The 17,995-nt window shown below is 64.2% G+C and carries 15 protein-coding genes; 14 read left to right on the forward strand and 1 reads right to left on the reverse strand.

Annotation, left to right across the window (positions count from 1 at the left end):
* Nucleotides 1-222: 222 nt before the first annotated feature.
* From AC628_RS15160 to greA, 3 genes are all read left to right on the forward strand, one after another.
* The gene (locus AC628_RS15160) at nucleotides 223-1,383 is read left to right on the forward strand and encodes an efflux RND transporter periplasmic adaptor subunit (protein WP_074127592.1); all 1,161 of its coding nucleotides are present in this window, start codon (nucleotides 223-225) and stop codon (nucleotides 1,381-1,383) included.
* Nucleotides 1,380-4,526: an efflux RND transporter permease subunit gene (locus AC628_RS15165; protein WP_074127593.1), complete on the forward strand. Its 3,147-nt coding sequence runs from the start codon at nucleotides 1,380-1,382 to the stop codon at nucleotides 4,524-4,526. Before AC628_RS15160 ends, AC628_RS15165 begins: the two co-directional genes overlap by 4 nt.
* A gap of 78 nt (nucleotides 4,527-4,604) precedes the next feature.
* Nucleotides 4,605-5,087: a transcription elongation factor GreA gene (gene greA, locus AC628_RS15170; protein ID WP_074127594.1), complete on the forward strand. Its 483-nt coding sequence runs from the start codon at nucleotides 4,605-4,607 to the stop codon at nucleotides 5,085-5,087.
* Between the two features lie 17 nt (nucleotides 5,088-5,104).
* Here greA and AC628_RS15175 read toward each other — a convergent pair whose 3' ends face one another.
* Nucleotides 5,105-5,743 (reverse strand): GntR family transcriptional regulator, encoded by a 639-nt coding sequence (locus tag AC628_RS15175; protein WP_074127595.1) that lies wholly within the window; start codon nucleotides 5,741-5,743, stop codon nucleotides 5,105-5,107.
* Between the two features lie 118 nt (nucleotides 5,744-5,861).
* Between AC628_RS15175 and bioB the strand changes: the two genes are divergently transcribed.
* The 11 genes from bioB to AC628_RS15230 form a co-directional block, all read left to right on the forward strand.
* Nucleotides 5,862-6,857, forward strand: a complete 996-nt coding sequence (gene bioB, locus AC628_RS15180; RefSeq protein WP_074127596.1) for a biotin synthase BioB — start codon at nucleotides 5,862-5,864, stop codon at nucleotides 6,855-6,857.
* 66 nt (nucleotides 6,858-6,923) lie between these two features.
* A complete protein-coding gene (locus tag AC628_RS15185) occupies nucleotides 6,924-8,078 on the forward strand; it encodes an 8-amino-7-oxononanoate synthase (RefSeq protein WP_074127597.1) in 1,155 nt (384 codons plus the stop codon).
* Nucleotides 8,075-8,707: a dethiobiotin synthase gene (bioD, locus tag AC628_RS15190; protein ID WP_074127607.1), complete on the forward strand. Its 633-nt coding sequence runs from the start codon at nucleotides 8,075-8,077 to the stop codon at nucleotides 8,705-8,707. The genes AC628_RS15185 and bioD overlap by 4 nt, the downstream gene beginning before the upstream one ends.
* Nucleotides 8,704-9,966: an adenosylmethionine--8-amino-7-oxononanoate transaminase gene (locus tag AC628_RS15195; protein WP_074127598.1), complete on the forward strand. Its 1,263-nt coding sequence runs from the start codon at nucleotides 8,704-8,706 to the stop codon at nucleotides 9,964-9,966. The genes bioD and AC628_RS15195 overlap by 4 nt, the downstream gene beginning before the upstream one ends.
* A gap of 266 nt (nucleotides 9,967-10,232) precedes the next feature.
* Complete coding sequence (locus AC628_RS15200) at nucleotides 10,233-11,672, forward strand: sigma-54 interaction domain-containing protein (RefSeq protein ID WP_074127599.1); 1,440 nt, start codon at nucleotides 10,233-10,235, stop codon at nucleotides 11,670-11,672.
* 208 nt (nucleotides 11,673-11,880) lie between these two features.
* Nucleotides 11,881-13,290 carry a GntP family permease gene (locus AC628_RS15205; protein ID WP_074127600.1) on the forward strand — a complete coding sequence of 470 codons (1,410 nt, stop codon included), beginning with the start codon at nucleotides 11,881-11,883 and terminating at the stop codon, nucleotides 13,288-13,290.
* Between the two features lie 116 nt (nucleotides 13,291-13,406).
* Nucleotides 13,407-15,419: an acyl CoA:acetate/3-ketoacid CoA transferase gene (locus AC628_RS15210; RefSeq protein WP_083632920.1), complete on the forward strand. Its 2,013-nt coding sequence runs from the start codon at nucleotides 13,407-13,409 to the stop codon at nucleotides 15,417-15,419.
* Between the two features lie 263 nt (nucleotides 15,420-15,682).
* Complete coding sequence (locus AC628_RS15215) at nucleotides 15,683-16,495, forward strand: pentapeptide repeat-containing protein (RefSeq protein ID WP_074127608.1); 813 nt, start codon at nucleotides 15,683-15,685, stop codon at nucleotides 16,493-16,495.
* Nucleotides 16,496-16,713: 218 nt separating this feature from the next.
* Nucleotides 16,714-17,184: an aminoacyl-tRNA deacylase gene (locus AC628_RS15220; protein ID WP_074127602.1), complete on the forward strand. Its 471-nt coding sequence runs from the start codon at nucleotides 16,714-16,716 to the stop codon at nucleotides 17,182-17,184.
* 123 nt (nucleotides 17,185-17,307) lie between these two features.
* Entirely contained in the window at nucleotides 17,308-17,730 is a 423-nt protein-coding gene (locus AC628_RS15225) for a CBS domain-containing protein (RefSeq protein ID WP_074127603.1), read from the forward strand.
* Between the two features lie 61 nt (nucleotides 17,731-17,791).
* On the forward strand, nucleotides 17,792-17,995 hold a 204-nt coding region (locus tag AC628_RS15230; RefSeq protein WP_143201614.1), incomplete at its 3' end, for a hypothetical protein.

Here is a 17,995-nt window from a genome sequence, read left to right on the forward strand (position 1 = left end):
GCCGATGGCGATGACGTTACAGGATTGTCGGATTGGGCGCGTTATGATCTCCTGTAACGCACCTTGCCTGTCCCTGGCCTTCACGGTCTGAGGGAACTCGACGTCATATCCGTCTCGTCAAGCTTGTTGATAGCCGAAGGGTTGGACCGCATGAGTGGTACGGAACGAATGCTCGGTGGATTGGCAGGGCTTCTCGTATCGGCAGGACTTGCGGCTAGCGGGATGTCGGCGGCCCACGCCCAGGCAGGGCCGCCCGGGCCTCCTGCCGTCGGCGTGTTCGAGGCGGTGAAGCGGCCGGTCACCGAGACCAGTGAATTTCTGGGGCGCATCGAGGCCCCCAACCGCGTCAATGTGGTGGCGCGTGTCACGGCGTTCCTGGACAAGCGGAACTTCGTCGAGGGCGCCGAGGTCAAGGCCGGTGACCTCTTGTATCAACTCGAGCGCGGCCCGTTCGAGGCCGACCTCGCATCGAAGAAGGCGCAGGTCGCCCAGTTGCAGGCGACGCTGGTCAACGCCAAGCTGACCACCGACCGCGCCAAGGCCCTGATGGGCGGGCCGGCCGGCCAGCAATCGAACGTCGACGCCGCGGTCGCCAATCAGCAGAGCCTCGAGGCACAGGTGCAGGCCGCGCAGGCGCAGGTCGACCTGTCCCAGATCAATCTCGACTACACCATGATCCACTCGCCGATCGACGGCAGGATCGGGCGCACCGCAGTCACCGAAGGCAACGTCGTGACGCCGAGTTCGGGAACCCTGACCACCATCGTCAGCCAGGACCCGATGTATGTCACGTTCCCGGTGCCGGTGCGCGAGGCGCTCGATCTGCGCGAGCGCTATGCGACGCGCGGCGGCTTCAAGGCCGTCGTGATCCGCCTGCGTTTGACGGACGGCCGGCTCTACGACAAGGTCGGCGAGCTGAATTTCGTCAACAACACCATCGCGCAGAACACCGACACCATTTCGCTGCGCGGCACGATTCCCAACCCGTCGACATACACCTCGGTCGCAACCGGCGGTGCGGTCCGCGAACTCACCGACAACGAGTTCGTGACCGTTCTGCTGGAAGGCGTGCAGCCGGTCGAGGTGCTGGCGATCCCGCGCTCGGCAGTGCTGTCGGACCAGCAGGGCGAATATGTCTACGTCGTCGGCGCGGACAACAAGGCCGAGCAGAAGCGGATCCAACTCGGACAATCGACGTCGACGATTGCGGCAGTGACGGGCGGCATCGCGCTTGGCGACAAGGTCATCGTCGAAGGACTGCAGAAGGTCAAGCCGGGCGAGGTGGTCGCGCCGGGGCCTGCCAGCGCGCTGATCCAATCGAGCATGAAGGTCTCGGCGGATGGTGGCGCCAGCGCGCCGAAATCGACGGGCAATAACCCATGATTTCCGCTGTTTTCGTCGATCGTCCGCGGCTTGCGATCGTCATCGCGTTCGTGATCACGATCGCGGGCGCGCTGGCGCTGATGCAAATCCCGGTCGCCCAGTTCCCGGACATCGTGCCGCCGCAGGTCACGGTCTCGGCCGTGTTCCCCGGCGCTTCGGCCGAAGTTGTCGAATCGAGCGTCGCCCAGCCGCTGGAAGCGCAGGTCGTGGGCGTCGACAAGATGCTCTACATGAAGTCGACCAGCGGCAACGACGGCAGCTATACGCTGACGGTCTCGTTCGCGCTCGGCACCGATCCCGACATCAACACCGTCAACGTCAACAACCGGGTGCAGAGCGCGCTCGCGCAATTGCCGACCGAGGTGCAGGCGCAAGGCCTGACCGTGCAGAAGAAATCCTCGGCCGTGCTGCAGTTCATCGTGCTGTACAGCAAGAGCGGCGAGCAGGACCCGCTGTTCATCACCAACTACGCCATCATCAACGTGCTGGACGCGATCTCGCGCACGCCCGGCGTCGGGCAGGCCTCGCTGTTCGCCAAGCTGAACTATTCGATGCGGATCTGGTTCGACACCCAGCGCCTGACCAGCCTCAATCTGGCGCCGTCGGACGTGATCGCCGCGATCCGTGCCCAGAGCGTGCAGGCGCCGGTCGGCCGCATCGGCGCGCGTCCGATCAGCAACGATCAGCAGTTCCAGTTCAACGTGCAGACCCAGGGCCGCCTGACGACATCCAAGCAGTTCGGCGACATCGTGCTGCGCGCCAATCCGGACGGATCGGTGCTGCGGATCAGGGACGTCGCCCGCGTCGAGATCGGCGCGCAGAACATGGATTCGGAGTCGCGGATCGACGGCAATCCCGGCGTGCCGATGGGCATCTATCTCGCGCCCGGCGCCAATGCCGTGACCACGGCCAAGGCCGTGCAGGCGACGCTTGCGAAGTTGTCGGAGCGGTTTCCGCCGGGCCTGACCTACCTCGTGCAGTACGACTCCACGACCTTCGTCTCCGATACGATCAAGGAAGTGATGAAGACGCTCGGCGAGGCCTTCGTGCTCGTCGTGATCGTGGTGTTCCTGTTCCTCGGCAATCTGCGCGCCACGGTGATTCCGGCGGTCGCGGTTCCGGTCAGCCTGATCGGCGCCTTCGCGGTGCTGCTGGCGCTCGGCTATTCCGCCAACACGGTCTCGCTGCTGGCGATGGTGCTTGCGATCGGTATCGTGGTCGACGACGCCATCGTCGTGGTCGAGAACGTCGAACGCGTCATGGAGGAGGAACCTGAGCTGTCGCCGGCCGACGCCACCAAGAAGGCGATGGCGCAGATCACGGCGCCGATCATCGCGATCTCGCTGGTGCTCCTCTCGGTGTTCGTGCCGATCGCGTTCATCCCCGGCATCTCCGGCACGCTGTTCCGCCAGTTCGCGGTGACGATCAGCGCGGCGATGGTGATCTCGGCGCTGAACGCGCTGACATTGTCGCCGGCGCTGTGTGCCGTGTTCCTGCGCCACGGCGGACCGCGCCGCGGCATCATGGGACGGGTGCTCGATAGCATCGACTGGGTGCGCGACCGCTATGCCGGCGTGGTGCAGCGGCTGGTTCGCCTTGCGGTACTGTCGCTGGTCGCGGTGCTGGTGTTTGCCGGTGCGGTGGTCGGCGTGTCGAAGATCACGCCGACCGGCTTCCTGCCCGAAGAGGACCAGGGCGCCTTCTTCATCGCGGTGCAGCTGCCTGACGGCGCCTCCGTGGCGCGCACCAGCGAGGTCACCAAGCAGGTCGAGGCGCTGTTGAAGAAGAACCCGGCGGTCGACCACGTGCTGTCGATCATCGGCTTCTCGTTGCTTGATGGTGCGAGCGAGCCGAATTCCGCCTTCATGGTGGCGCGCATGAAGGCGTTCGCTGACCGCAAGGCCGTCACCGACTCGGTGCAGGCCGCGATCGGGCAGACCTTCGTCGGGGGATCGCAGATCCGTCAGGCCTCGGTGCTGCCGTTCAATCTGCCGCCGATCATCGGGCTCTCGACATCAGGCGGCTTCGAATATCAGCTCGAGGCGCTGGAAGGGCAGGATCCGGCTTCGCTCAGCAGTGTGATGGGCGGATTGATCGGCGCCGCCAACCGCAATCCGAACCTAGCCCGCGTGTTCTCGACCTTCACCGCGACCAATCCATCGGTTTATCTCGACATCGATCGTGCCAAGGCGCAGGCGCTCGGCCTCAACATGGCTGACGTCTTCACCGCGCTGCAGGCCACGCTCGGCGGCATCTATGTCAACAACTTCAACCTGTTTGGTCGCACCTGGCAGGTCAACGTGCAGGGCGATGCCGCCGATCGCCGCGACATTCCCGACATCTGGCAGATCTATGTGCGTAACACCGGCGGCGAGATGGTGCCGATCCGATCGATCGCAAGCTTGCGGATCGTCACCGGCCCGCAGGTGATCACGCGCTACAACAACTATCGCTCGGTCACGGTGAACGGCAGCCCGGCGGCGGGCGTGTCGTCGGGCACCGCGATCGCGACGATGGCCGACCTCTCGAAGACGACGCTGCCTTCAGGCTATTCCTATGAGTGGACCGGCACCGCCTATCAGGAGCAGGCGGCCTCCGGCCAAACCGGCATCATTCTCGCGCTCGCGGTGCTGTTTGCCTATCTGTTCCTGGTGGCCCTGTATGAGAGCTGGACGATCCCGATTCCCGTGCTGCTGTCGGTCACGGTCGGCGTGTTCGGCTCCTATCTCGCGATCAAGCTCGCAGGGCTCAACCTCGATCTCTACGGCCAGATCGGCCTCGTCGTGCTGATCGCGCTCGCCGCCAAGAACGGCATCCTGATCGTCGAGTTCGCCAAGGAGCAGCGCGAAGCCGGCCAGCCGATCGCGGAAGCCGCGACGATGGGCGCGCAGATGCGCTTCCGCGCGGTGATGATGACCTCCATCGCCTTCATCCTCGGCCTGGTGCCGCTGGTGGTCGCGACCGGCGCCGCGGAAATCAGCCGGCGTGCGGTCGGCACTGCGGTGTTCGGCGGCATGCTCGCGGCGAGTTCGATCGGCATCTTCCTGGTGCCGATGCTCTTTGTCACCTTCCAGGGCTGGCGCGAAGGTGTGAAGAACCGCTTCGGTCGTCGGAGCAAGACGGAACAACCGGCGTCGCATTAGATCCGGCTAATCCCATCGCGCATTAGCGGGGCGCGTGAGGCGGGGCTATACTGCCCGCCTCATCGATGGAGTTCCGGATTGAGCGTTGCCTTCACCAAGGAAGAAAGTGCCGAGACCGCGTCCGAAACGCTGTTGCCGGACCGTCCTATCTCGCCGCATCCCAATCTGGTGACCGATGCGGGACGCAAGGCGCTGGAGCGCCAGCTTCTGGAGGCGCGCGCCGGCTACGAGGCCGCGCAGCAGCTGGAGGACGTCAACGAGCGGCGGCGGCAGTCGGCGGTTCCGCTGCGCGACGCGCGTTATCTCACGGAGCGGCTGCGCACCGCGCAGGTCGTCGCCGATCCTGCTTCGACGGAAGCCGTTGCCTTCGGCAGCACCGTGACCTTCAGCCGCGCCGACGGCCGCGTGCAGACCTACCGCATCGTCGGTGAGGACGAAGCCGATCCAAAGGCCGGCTCGATTTCGTTCGTCTCGCCGGTGGCAAGGTCGTTGATGGGCAAGGCCTTGGGCGATGTCGTCGGCACTGGCGATCAGGAGCTGGAGATCGTGGCGATCGCCTAGCGGACAGTGGCTCCCAATCACGCCGCCGGCAGCGCAAGCCGCTCGATCGTCTGGATATGCCGCGCCAGAAGGCTGCAGGCCTGCTCGATGTTGCGGGCGCGCAGCGCCTGCAGGATCACGCGATGATCCTGGCTCGGCCGTGGCCGCCAGCCGGCGTTGCGCGCCATCGCGAACACCAGGCGTGAATTCGCCAGCTGCAACCCGTCGAGGCTGGCGAGCAGACGCGGCATCGCACAGGGCGCGACCAGCGCGTGATGAAAGGCGCGATTGGCCATCTCGAAGTCCTGCACCGTCTCGGCATTGTCGCCTTCGACCAGCGCGACCTCGATCCGGGCCAGATGGGCCGACGTGAATTTGGGTGCGGCATTGCGCAGCGCGACCACCTCGAGGGCGGCGCGCATCTCGGCGATCTCCTTCACCGACTTGGTGTCGAGCGGCGCAACCCGCACGCCGCGGCGCGGCACCGCAACGACGAGATGCTGCGCCTCCAATTGCCTGAAGGCCTCGCGCACCGGGACGTGGCTGGAATGGAATTCCCGCGCGACATGGTCCTGTCGCAGCGGCGCATCCGGGGGCAAGGTGCCGCTGATGATGCGCTTGCCGATCGCCTCGGCAATGCGTCCGGCGGTCGTCGTGTTCTCGCTCTCGTCCATCATAGATTATCTATCAAAAAAACGAGTGCGCTCTCGCGGAGCCTCGGCTAGCATCATTTTAAGTCCAAGATGATAGATAATATACCAGATTATCTATGATTACAACAAGAAGGCAAGCCAGATGGTTGATGTCGTAGAGATCGAACGGACCGAGAGCCGCGCCAGCGTAGCGCCCCAAAAGCGCTGGGAGCGTGCCGAAGCTGAAGCGCTCTATAATTTGCCGTTCGCGGACCTGATGTTCCAGGCGCAGGGCGTCCACCGCGCCAACTTCAATCCGAACCACGTCGAAACCGCGAGCTTGCTCAGCATCAAGACCGGCGGCTGTCCGGAAGACTGCGGCTACTGCTCCCAGAGCGCGCATTACGACACCGGCCTGAGGGCCACCCGCCTGATGCCGCGGGACGAGGTGGTTGCGGTGGCGCAGCGCGCCAAGGATGCCGGCGCAACCCGCTTCTGCATGGCCGCGGCCTGGCGCAGTCCCAAGGACCGCGATCTCGATCAGGTCTGCGACATGGTCAGCGCGGTGAAGGGGCTGGGCATGGAGACCTGCGTCACGCTCGGCATGCTGACGCCGGACCAGGCTGAACGCCTTTCCGACGCCGGGCTCGATTTCTACAACCACAACGTCGATACCTCGCCGGAGTTCTACGACAAGATCATCACCACCCGCACCTTGCAGGACCGCATCGATACGCTGGCGCATGTGCGCGATGCCGGCATCAAGGTCTGCTGCGGCGGCATTATCGGGATGGGCGAACAGGTCGACGACCGGCTCGGCATGCTGATGCTGCTCGCCAACCTCCCGAGCCATCCGGAGAGCGTGCCGATCAATCTGTGGAACGAGGTCAAGGGCGTGCCGGTTAACGACACCGCGGAGCGTCCCGATCCGATCGCGTTGGTGCGATTGGTCGCCACCGCACGGATCATGATGCCGAACAGCGTGGTGCGGCTGTCGGCCGGACGGCAATACATGACCGATGAACTGCAGGCGCTGTGCTTCCTGGCCGGCGCGAACTCGATCTTCATCGGCGATGTGCTGCTGACCACCAAGAACCCGCAGCGCGACCGCGATGCCGATCTGCTGGATCGGCTCGGCATCAACTCCGCCCTCGCCTGACCGTAGCCTCCGGCACGCGCGCGGCCTCATTCGCCGCGCGACCAACTGCAAATCTGTGAGTGAAGCATGAGCGCAATCCATGCGGCCAACGCCGCTGATTACGCCGCGGCCTTGCACGCCTTGAGCAAGGACGATCGGCTGCGCGGCCTCAAGCCGCGCGCGGGCATTGATTTCGTATCGAACGACTACCTGGCGCTCGCGAATGCGCCGCGCATCAAGCAGGCGGTTGCGGCCGCGCTCGCAGCCGGCACGCCGATCGGCGCCGGCGGTTCGCGGCTGTTGCGCGGCAATTGCGAGGAGCACGAACGGCTGGAGGCGGAGGCCGCCGCGTTCTTCCGCGCCGAGACCGCATTGTTCTTCGGCGGCGGCTATGTCGCCAATTTTGCCGTGCTGACGACGCTGCCGCAGCGCGGCGATCTGCTCGTGCTCGATGCGCTGGTGCACGCCAGCATCCATGAAGGCGCGCGGGCCGGCCGGGCCGAATTCCGGTTCAGCGCGCACAATGAACCGCAATCGGTCGAGGACACCATTCGCGGCTGGCGCGCCGAGGGCGGAACGGGCCGGGTCTGGATCGTGGTCGAAAGCGTCTACAGCATGGACGGCGACATCGCGCCGCTCGACGACCTCGTCGCCATCGCCGAGCGGCACGACGCGTTTCTGATGGTGGACGAGGCGCACGGCACCGGCGTCTATGGCGAGCAAGGACGCGGGCTGACGGCGCCCTATGAGGGCCGCGAGAACCTCGTGATCGTTCATACCTGCGGCAAGGCGCTGGGCGTCGCGGGCGCGCTGGTCACGGCCCCGACCGTGCTGCGCGACTTCATGGTCAACCGCTGCCGCCCATTCATCTTCGCCACCGCGCCGTCGCCGCTCACGGCGGTTGCTGTGCGCGAGGCGCTGTTGATCCTGCAACAGGAACCTGACCATCAACAGCGCCTGGCAAGTCTGGTCGCGTTCACCTATCGCGAGCTCGATCGGCGCGGCTGGCACAGCCCATCGCGCTCGCAGATCGTGCCCTATATCGTCGGTAACAACGCGCGCGCGATGCGGCTTGCATCCGCGCTGCAGGCGCGCGGCTTCGACGTCAGAGGCATCAGGCCGCCGACCGTGCCGGCGGGCACGGCCCGACTGCGGATTGCGCTGACCCTCAATGTCGACGAGGACGACGTGCGCGCGCTGCTCGACGCGCTCGTCGCGGAGACCAACGGATGGCCGCAATGACCGGCCGGATCGTGGTGACCGGCACCGATACCGGGATCGGCAAGACGGTGTTCTCCGCAGGGCTCGTGAATCTTCTCGGCGCGCGCTACTGGAAACCGGTCCAGTCCGGCCTCGACGAGGAGACCGATGCGCAACTGGTGGCCCGGCTTGGCGGTCTTTCGGCCGATCGCATCGTGCCGGAGCGCTACCGGCTTCGCACGCCGGCGTCGCCGCATCAGGCCGCCGCGATCGACGGCGTGCGCATCGACCCGGCCGCGCTCGACGTGGCCGCTCCTTCGGACCGGCCGCTGGTGATCGAGGGCGCCGGCGGGCTGATGGTTCCGCTGAACGACAACACGCTCTACATCGACATCTTCGAGCGATGGCGGCTTCCGGTCGTGCTCTGCGCCCGCACCGCGCTCGGCACCATCAATCACGCGCTGCTGTCGGTCGAGGCGCTGCGCAAGCGACGGATCGACATTCTCGGGGTCGCGTTCATCGGCGAAAGCAACCCCGAGAGCGAGCGCGCCATCTGCAATTTTGGACAGGTGCGCCGGTTGGGCCGGTTGCCCCGGCTTTCACGGCTCACGGAGGACACGCTGCGCATAGCGTTCGAGGCATCGTTCCGGAACGAAGATTTCAACGCATGACATCGCCCAGGAAGTCGCCGGTCTGGCACCCCTTTACCCAGCACGCGCTGCATGGCGAGATGACAAGGATCGTGCGCGGCGAGGGTACTTATCTCTACACCGCGGACGATCGCCGCATCATCGATGCGATCGCATCCTGGTGGGTGGTGACCCACGGCCATTGCCATCCGCACATCGTGCGCGCGATCCAGGAGCAGGCGGAACAGCTCAACCAGATCATCTTTGCCGGCCACACCCACGATCCCGCCGAAGCGGTCGCCGCGCAACTCCTGAAGCTTGCGCCTGATGGCCTCGACTACGTGTTCTTCTCCGACTCCGGCTCGACCAGCGTGGAAGTGGCGCTGAAGATGGCGCTCGGCTACTGGCACAATATCGGCGTGCCGCGCACGCGGATCATCGTCATGGAGCATTCCTACCATGGTGACACCGTAGGCACGATGTCGGTCGGCGCGCGCGGCGTCTTCAACAAAGCCTACGAGCCGCTGCTGTTCGACGTCGCGTCAATCCAGTTTCCTGCAGCGGGTCATGAGCAGGCGACGCTCGATGCGCTCGAAGCCGCGTGTAGGAACGAAACGGCGGCAGCGTTCATCGTCGAGCCGCTGATCCTGGGTGCGGGCGGGATGCTGATGTATCCGCCCTGGGTGTTAAAAGAGATGAAGCGTATCTGCGAGGCCTCGAATGTGCTGTTCATTGCCGACGAGGTGATGACCGGCTGGGGCCGGACCGGCACCTTGTTCGCGTGCGAGCAGGCCGATGTCAGTCCGGATATCGCCTGTTACTCAAAGGGCCTCACCGGCGGATCGTTGCCGCTCGCAGTGACGCTGTGCCGCGCCGAGATCTACGACGCGCACTACTCAAGCGATCGTTCGCGAACCTTCTTCCATTCGAGCTCCTATACGGCAAACCCGGTCGCCTGCGCCGCCGCCAGGGCGAACCTCGAACTCTGGCAACACGGTGCGGGTGATCGTGTCGCGTCGGTCGCCGCGATGCAGGAGCGCCTGATCGCGCCATTCCGTGCCGACCCGCGCTTTGAAAACGTCCGCCGCGCCGGGACCATCACCGCACTCGACCTGAAGGCAAGCGATGCCGGCTATCTCGCAGGCATCGGGCCGAAGCTTCAGGCTTTCTTCCAACGCAGAGACCTGCTGCTGCGGCCGCTGGGCAATACGATCTACGTCATGCCGCCTTACTGCGTCACGGAGGCGGACCTCGAGGAAATCTACGCCGCGATCGGGGATGCGGCCGACCAACTGGCGTGACGCCGCCACCCAGAGCGAAACGTCGAACGTCTATATTGTTGAAATTCCGACAGAATTATCCTGCGGACGACGCGGTCGCGCCATGCGCCGGGCGCGAAGTTTTGTCCGGCGCTGATGTGAAATCACGCGATCTCCTGCTAGATTTGCTGCAACCCGATCTGCTTCGCAGGTCCAGTCCTTCCGGAGACAGGTGGAGCGGAGGCGGGACGCGTGGTCGTTAGCAACCATCCGCGTGCGCTCATTGTTGAAGGACCATTCGCAACTCCATGTCCGATCGCCAGCCCATCGTCAGCGATCCCGCGACCATCCGCGCACGCGCCATGGAAACGCTGCTGGAGCGCCTGGAGGATCTCTGCGAAGGCGCCATCGCGATCGATCGCGACGGGCGCGTCGTCTACGTCAACGAAAAATACCTTCACTCGCTTCGGCTTGGCCACGTCTCCGAGGCGATCGGGCGTCCCATCGAGGAGATCATCCCGAACAGCCTGATGCGCCGCGTGGCCGAGACCGGTGAACCGATCCTTCTGGATATCATGGAGCTCGGCGGCGAGCAGCTCGTGGTGACGCGCATGCCGATCGAGGACGAGAACAGGAACGTCATCGGCGCGATCGGCTTCGTGCTGTCGGACCGTCTCGACAATTTGAAGCCGCTGATCGCGCGGATGGGCCAACTCGAAAGCGACCTCAGGCTGGCGAAACGGCAATTGTCGCAACCGCGCAGCGCCCGGTTCACCTTCGACGACTATGTCGGCAACACCGAGCGCATCGGACGAGCCAAGGAACTCGCCCGCCGGGCGGCGCGCCAAAGCGTGACGGTACTGCTGACCGGCGAAACCGGAACCGGCAAGGAATTGCTGGCACAGGCGATCCACAATGCTTCGGCGCGCGCCGAAAAGCCTTTCGTCAGCGTCAACGTCGCCGCCATCCCGGATATGCTGATCGAGTCCGAGTTCTTCGGCACGGTGCCGGGCGCCTATACCGGCGCCGACCGCAAAGGTCGGGACGGCAAGTTCCGGAGCGCCGATGGCGGCACGCTGTTCCTCGACGAAATCGGCGAAATGCCGTTGCAGCTGCAAAGCAAGCTGCTGCGGGTGTTGCAGGAGCGGGAAATCGAGCCGGTTGGGTCCGACAAGGTCACGAAAGTCGATGTTCGCGTCATTGCTGCAACCAACGTCGATCTGCAGAAGCGCGTCAACGAAGGCACATTCCGGGCAGACCTTTTCTACCGCCTCAACGTGCTCACGATCGCCCTGCCGCCGTTGCGCGATTGCGCCGGCGATCTCCCGGAAATCTGTGCGAGGCTGCTGGATGACATCGTCCGGTCCGGCGATTACCTCAACGCGAAGCTCACACCGTCGGGCCTCGCCGCGCTCGCCTGCTACGGTTGGCCTGGAAACGTCCGTGAGCTGCGCAACGTGCTGGAGCGCGCGCTGATTCTCAGCGACTCCGGTCGTCTCGCCGGCGATGATTTCGCCCGCATCCTGTCCGTGGGCGCCGAGGGGAGGGCCGCCGTGCCGCCGCCGCCCGCCGGGACGGTGATTCCCTACGCGCAGGCCGAAGCGGAGTTCGAAAAGCGGACGCTCGAATGCGCGCTTCAGGCCGCCAATGGGCAGATTTCGGAAGCCGCGCGAATGCTGCGCATCTCGCGCGCAACGTTCTACAAGAAGCTCGCAAAATTCGGTCTCGCCCAATCGGATGCTGTCTGAGTTCTGAGACTTCAAGGTGTCTTGAGTCTCAGATCGTAGACATCAACCGATCCGCCGGCACACCCACATGCCGGCGACGAACTGCCGGCTTTTCAGCCATTTGATGCATTGCGAGGCAATTTGGCCCGCCCCTTGCTCTGCGTCCGGGAAGACGCACCTCGAATGCACAAGAAGCGTCCGAAAAGAACAATTACCGGGAGAGAAACAGATGAGCTTTCTGGTCGCGCTGGCCGCGCTCGTTTTCCTGATGTTCGTCGCCTATCGCGGCTTCAGCGTCATCCTGTTCGCGCCGGTCGCTGCGCTTGGCGCGGTGCTGCTGACCGATCCGGGCGCAGTGCCCGCCGCCTTCACCGGTCTCTTCATGGACAAGATGGTTGGCTTCGCGAAGCTATACTTTCCGGTGTTCCTGCTCGGCGCGGTGTTCGGCAAGGTGATCGAACTCTCCGGCTTCTCCAAATCGATCGTGGCGGCGGTGATTGGCCTCGTCGGCAGCCAGCGCGCGATGCTCGCGATCGTGCTGGTCTGCGCGGTGCTCACCTATGGCGGCGTCTCCCTGTTCGTCGTGGTGTTCGCCGCCTATCCCTTCGCCGCCGAGATGTTCCGGGCCGGCAATATTCCAAAACGCCTGATTCCCGGCACGATCGCACTCGGCGCCTTTTCCTTCACCATGGATTCGCTGCCGTTCAGCCCGCAAATCCAGAACATCATTCCGACCACCTATTTCAAGACCACCAACGGCGCGGCGCCGATCCTCGGTACGATTGGTGCGATCTTCATCCTCGTGTTCGGCCTGCTCTATCTCGAATGGCGCCGACGTCAGGCGGCTATCGCCGGCGAGGGCTATGGTGAGGGACACAGCAACGAGCCGCCGCCGGTCGATACCACGGAGCTGGCGCCGGCGTTGGTCGCCTTTCTGCCGCTGATCGTGGTGTTCGCGGTCAATCTGCTGCTCGGCGGCTTTCCCGGCGTGTTCGGCGGCTTGATCGAGCGGGCGTATGGCACAAGCTACGATCTGACGCTTGCGCTCGACCATTCGATTGTCACGCCGATCGCCAGCATCAAGGCGATCTGGGCAGTGGAGGGCGCGCTGATCGCGGGCATTCTGACGGTGTTCGCATTCGCGTTTCCAAAATTGAAAAAGACCTTCGCCGAGGGCAGCAAGGCCGCGGTCGGCGGTGCCCTGCTGGCGGCGATGAACACCGCGTCCGAATACGGCTTCGGCGGCGTGATCGCGGCGCTTCCCGGCTTCATCGTCATCAAGGATGCACTGAAATCCATCCCAAATCCGCTCGTCAACGAAGCCATCACCGTCACCTCGCTCGCCGGCATCACCGGCTCAGCCTCGGGCGGCATGTCGATTGCGCTCGCCGCCATGGCGAAGGATTTCGTCGCCATGGCCGAGGCGGCGCACATCCCGCCCGAGGTACTGCACCGCGTCGCGTCGATGGCGAGCGGCGGCATGGACACGCTGCCGCACAATGGCGCCGTCATCACCCTGCTCGCGGTGACCGGGCTGACCCACCAGCAGTCCTACAGGGACATCTTTGCGGTAACCTGCCTGAAGACGCTGGCGGTGTTCTTCGTGATCGCGGTCTATTACGTCACCGGGCTGGTCTAGCGCCCGTTCCCGATTGAATCGGAACGAGGTCCCGGCTTGTTGTTTTTAGCGCGTTTTCTTCGCACGAGCCGGCGGCCGCTTCGCCGTAAAACGCGCCAATGATCGGGAGGAATGAAGTGAGCCAGCATCCGGCGCTGTCCTATCTGCGTACGACGGAGAAGGGCAAGATCGTTACGGCCGCCGAAGCCGTGCGATTGATCCACGATGGTGACACGGTCGCGACCGGCGGTTTTGTCGGCATCGGCTTTGCCGAAGAGATCGCGCTCGCGCTGGAGGAGCTCTATCTCGCCAACGAAACGGACGCGCCCTATGCGCAGGGCAAGCCTCGCAACCTCACGCTGGTCTATGCGGCGGGACAGGGAGACGGCAAGCACCGCGGCCTCAACCATTTCGCACATGAGGGGCTGGTCCGGCGCGTGATCGGCGGCCATTGGGGGCTCGCACCCAAATTACAGCAACTGGCAATCGCAAATCAGATCGAGGCCTATAATCTGCCGCAAGGCGTCATCACCCATCTGTTCCGCGATATCGCCGCGCGTCGTCCCGGCCACGTCTCACGCGTCGGTATCGGCACCTTCGTCGATCCGCGCCAGGGCGGTGGCAAGCTCAACGCCCGCACCGTCGATGAGTTGGTCGAGCTGGTCACGCTCGGCGGCGAGGAGTGCTTGTTCTACAAGGCTTTTCCCATCGACGTTGGGATCATCCGTGCCACCACCGGCGATGCCGACGGCAATCTCACGATGGAAAAGGAAGCGCTGACGCTGGAGGCGCTGGCGATCGCCATGGCGGCGCATAATTCCGGCGGCATAGTCATCGCCCAGGTCGAGCGCGTCGCAGAAAGCGGCAGCCTCAATCCGCGCCAGGTGAAAATCCCCGGCATCCTCGTCGATTGCGTGGTGGTGGCGAAGCCGGAAAACCATTGGCAGACGTTCGGCACGCATTACAATCCGGCCTACAGCGGAGAGATCAGGCTGCGCGCCGGCTCGCTGCCGCCGATGCCGATGAGCGAGCGCAAGATCATCGCGCGCCGGGCGGCATTCGAGCTCAAGGCCAACAGCGTCGTCAATCTCGGCATCGGCATGCCCGAGGGTATCGCCTCCGTCGCCAACGAGGAGCGGGTCATCGACTTGATCACGCTGACGGCCGAGCCAGGTGTGATCGGCGGCGTGCCGGCGAGCGGGATCGATTTCGGTGCCGCCGTCAACACGCAGGCGGTGATCGACCAGCCCTATCAGTTCGATTTCTATGACGGTGGCGGTCTCGATGCTGCGTTCCTCGGTCTTGCCCAGGTCGATCGCGCCGGCGATCTCAACGTCAGCAAATTTGGTCCCAAGCTCGCCGGTGCCGGAGGCTTCATCAACATCAGCCAGAACGCCAAGAAGGTGATTTTCGTCGGCACGTTTGGTGCGGGACGCCAGCGCATCGGCGTAGCCGACGGCAAGCTGGTCATCGCCGAAGAAGCGCAAGCCCGCAAATTTGTCGAGGCCGTCGAGCATGTGACGTTCAGCGGCGCCGTTGCCGCCAGGCGTGGGCAGACCGTGCACTACGTCACCGAGCGCTGCGTGCTTGCGCTGACCGAAGGTGGACTCGAGCTGATCGAGGTTGCGCCCGGCATCGATATCGAGCGCGACATCCTCGCCCTGATGGATTTCAGGCCGCTGATCCCGCGCGATCCAGCCTTGATGGATGCCCGGATCTTCCGCGACGGCCCGATGGATTTGCGCAGCGACCTGCTGACGCTTCCGCTTGATCGACGCTTCACGCTGGACCAGCAGCAGAACCTGTTCTTCGTCAACCTGGAGCGCTTCGCGCTGCGTAGCAGGGCCGACATCGATGCGATCGCGCGCGCCGTCGAGGCCAACCTCGGCAGCCTCGATCGCCGCGTCTATGCAATCGTCAATTACGACAACTTCTCGATTGTCCCCGAGTTGCTCGACGAATATTCGGCGATGGTGCAAGGTTTGACCGACCGCTTCTATTCCGGCGTCTCCCGTTACACCACGTCGGGCTTCCTGCGCATCAAGCTCGGCGAAGCGCTGGAACGGCGCGGCGTCGCCGCACATATTTTTGAAAGCGCGGAAGACGCGCGGTCGGATTGGCGAAATGTCGAAGCCGGGCTCGTCCCGTAGCCGGACCGAAACGGGCACGCGGCGGGATAAGCTACCGGAAGCCGGCGGCGAAATTGCCTCCGTCGCCGGAGCGATAGGCTGCGATCTGCCCTTTGCTCTCGCGGGCAGCGTTTCCCCTGACGGAGCGGTCACGGGCATTGCCAGGATCGGGATCCGGTTTCATACTCCGGTACAAGCCGGAGGCAACCAGCTAACCTGATGGTGCAACCAACCCGAAGAATGAAAGACACAAAACCGGGTTGCTGAAAAGCGGAGAGACGGCGATGTCGTTTCGTCTCGCATTTGCCCTTGTGTCGGTGGCGGCGCTGCTCGTTGATCCGACTGACGCTGTGTCGCAGGACATGCTGCACGGGGTCGATCTCAACGGTCCCGAGATGACGGCGTCGGAAATGACGCGCGCCGAGGTCGACGCGCTCCTCAAGGCGGTGCCTCAAGGGGACCGAAATTCTGCAGATTTGGAGGGTAAGCGACTGTCGCACCTCGATCTCTCGGGCCTCGACTTCTCCGGTGGCAACCTTCATCTCGCAAAGCTCAACCGGACCAATCTGAAAGGTGCCCGCTTCGATCGGGCCAACCTGAATCAGGCTTGGCTCATGGAAGCAGATTTGACGGAGGCATCCCTCGCAAAGGCATCGCTGCTCGGCACGCAGATGCATCGCGCCAAGCTTGGCGGCGCCGATTTGCGCGGCGCTCGCATAACCGCCGATCTTTCCGGTGCCAGCCTGATCGGGGCCAAGCTGGCGGGCGCCGATTTGAGCGCGGATATGCGCAATCAATCGATGGGCCTGATGCGTGGCGTGCTCAAATCCGCCGATCTCCGGAATGCGGATTTGAGCGGCGCCAATCTCGCCCGCGCCGATCTCGAATTCGCGCAGCTGCAGAGCGCCAATTTGACGAATTGCAACCTCAACAAGGCCGACCTTGCGGGCGCCGACTTATCCGACGCCAATGTGGCCGGCGCCGATTTCACCGAGACCGACCTTGCGTCGGCCCTCTTGCCGAGCGCGGCCGCGCTGGCTGAGGCCCGCAATCTGGACAAGGCCCGGAACTTGAACCTGGCGCGGCGCCCACATTAGGGGGCGTTTTCCGGCGGAGTACCGGTTCGCGTGAAGAAAACGCGTAAAAATTGGAATTTGGAGCCGCGTTACGATTCAATCGGAACGAGGCTCCAGGGATCGAATTGCGGTGTCCTACGACAGGACTTATGCTCGGTCTTGGAAACTACGCAGCCGCTCATCGTGCGGCGGGGGCGGGACCACGGTGGATGGTTGCATATCGCACCGGAGGTGACGCTATGACCATTTCGCCCACACTGCATAAATATCTCGCTGTCGAAAACATCGAGTACGACGAAATCCCGCACGTGCTGACGATGTCGTCCGCCCTTACCGCCCAGGCCTGTCACGTCCCGGGCGATCGGCTGGCCAAGGCCATCGTGCTGCGCCGCAACGGCGGCTATCTGCTCGCCGTGCTGCCGGCGTCGCATCACCTCAGGCTGACGGATCTAAAGGCGAGATTCGGCGACGATATTGCCCTGGCCGCTGAAAGCGAGATCGATAGGCTGTTCGCGGACTGTGCGCATGGGGCGGTTCCCGCCGCGGGCATCTGCTATGGGCTCGACGTTATCGTTGATGACAGCATTCAGACGCAGCCCGAAATCTATATCGAAGCCGGCGATCATGAGACGTTGCTTCACCTCGGTCGCGCGCAATTCGATCGCTTGACTGCCGGTTCCCTGCACGGCCGCTTCAGTACGCACGACTGAGGCGGCACGATAGCGGACTACCTGTTGGTGCGCCCTGACCAGGGCGCAGCACGCATGCAGTCGCGCCGGCTATGTTGTATGATTGCCAGCGAGGGGGCTGTTGCCTTGAAAGGGAGGTCCTCCATGAAAGTCAAGGACGTGATGCACAAGGGCGTCGACTGGGTCAGCCCTGACACCCCAATCACCGAAATCGCGAAACTGATGCAAGGGCACGACGTCGGATGCATTCCGATCGGCAAAGACGACCATTTGATTGGGATGGTGACCGATCGCGACATTGTCTGCAAAGGCCTCGCGAGCAAGGACTTCAACGCCGCGCGCATGACCGCGCGGGATGTGATGACCGAAGGCATTCATTGCTGCCGGGAAGACGACGATTTGGCGAAAGCGGTGCATCACATGGAAACGCTGAAAATCCGCAGGTTGCCTGTGATCAACAAGAGCAAGCGGATGGTCGGCATGATCAGCTTGGGCGATGTCGGCCAATCCGCCACCGTCGATCTGTTGACCCAGTGCGTCAAGGGCGTGTCGGCTCATCACCATTGAGACGTCGACGGCTCTCATATGAAATCGGCGTGCCCTTGCAGGCACGCCGATGAGTTGGATCATGCGTGCCTGTGTGGCGCTGGTCTCGCAGCGGGATGCTGCGGCCGTGGCGCAGGATGAGGCCGCGGTGCGGGCCGCGACACGTGCGGCGCTGCGGGCCGGGGTGGCGGAGCACGATGCACAGCCGCTTGCGCGACGTGCGGTGCCGGCGGATGCGCGGCCGGGTGTGGCGCAGGCGAGTGTGGCGCAGGCGGTGGCGGTGCAT

It is taken from the genome of Bradyrhizobium sp. NAS96.2 (assembly GCF_001908235.1).
Taxonomy (GTDB): Bacteria; Pseudomonadota; Alphaproteobacteria; order Rhizobiales; family Xanthobacteraceae; genus Bradyrhizobium.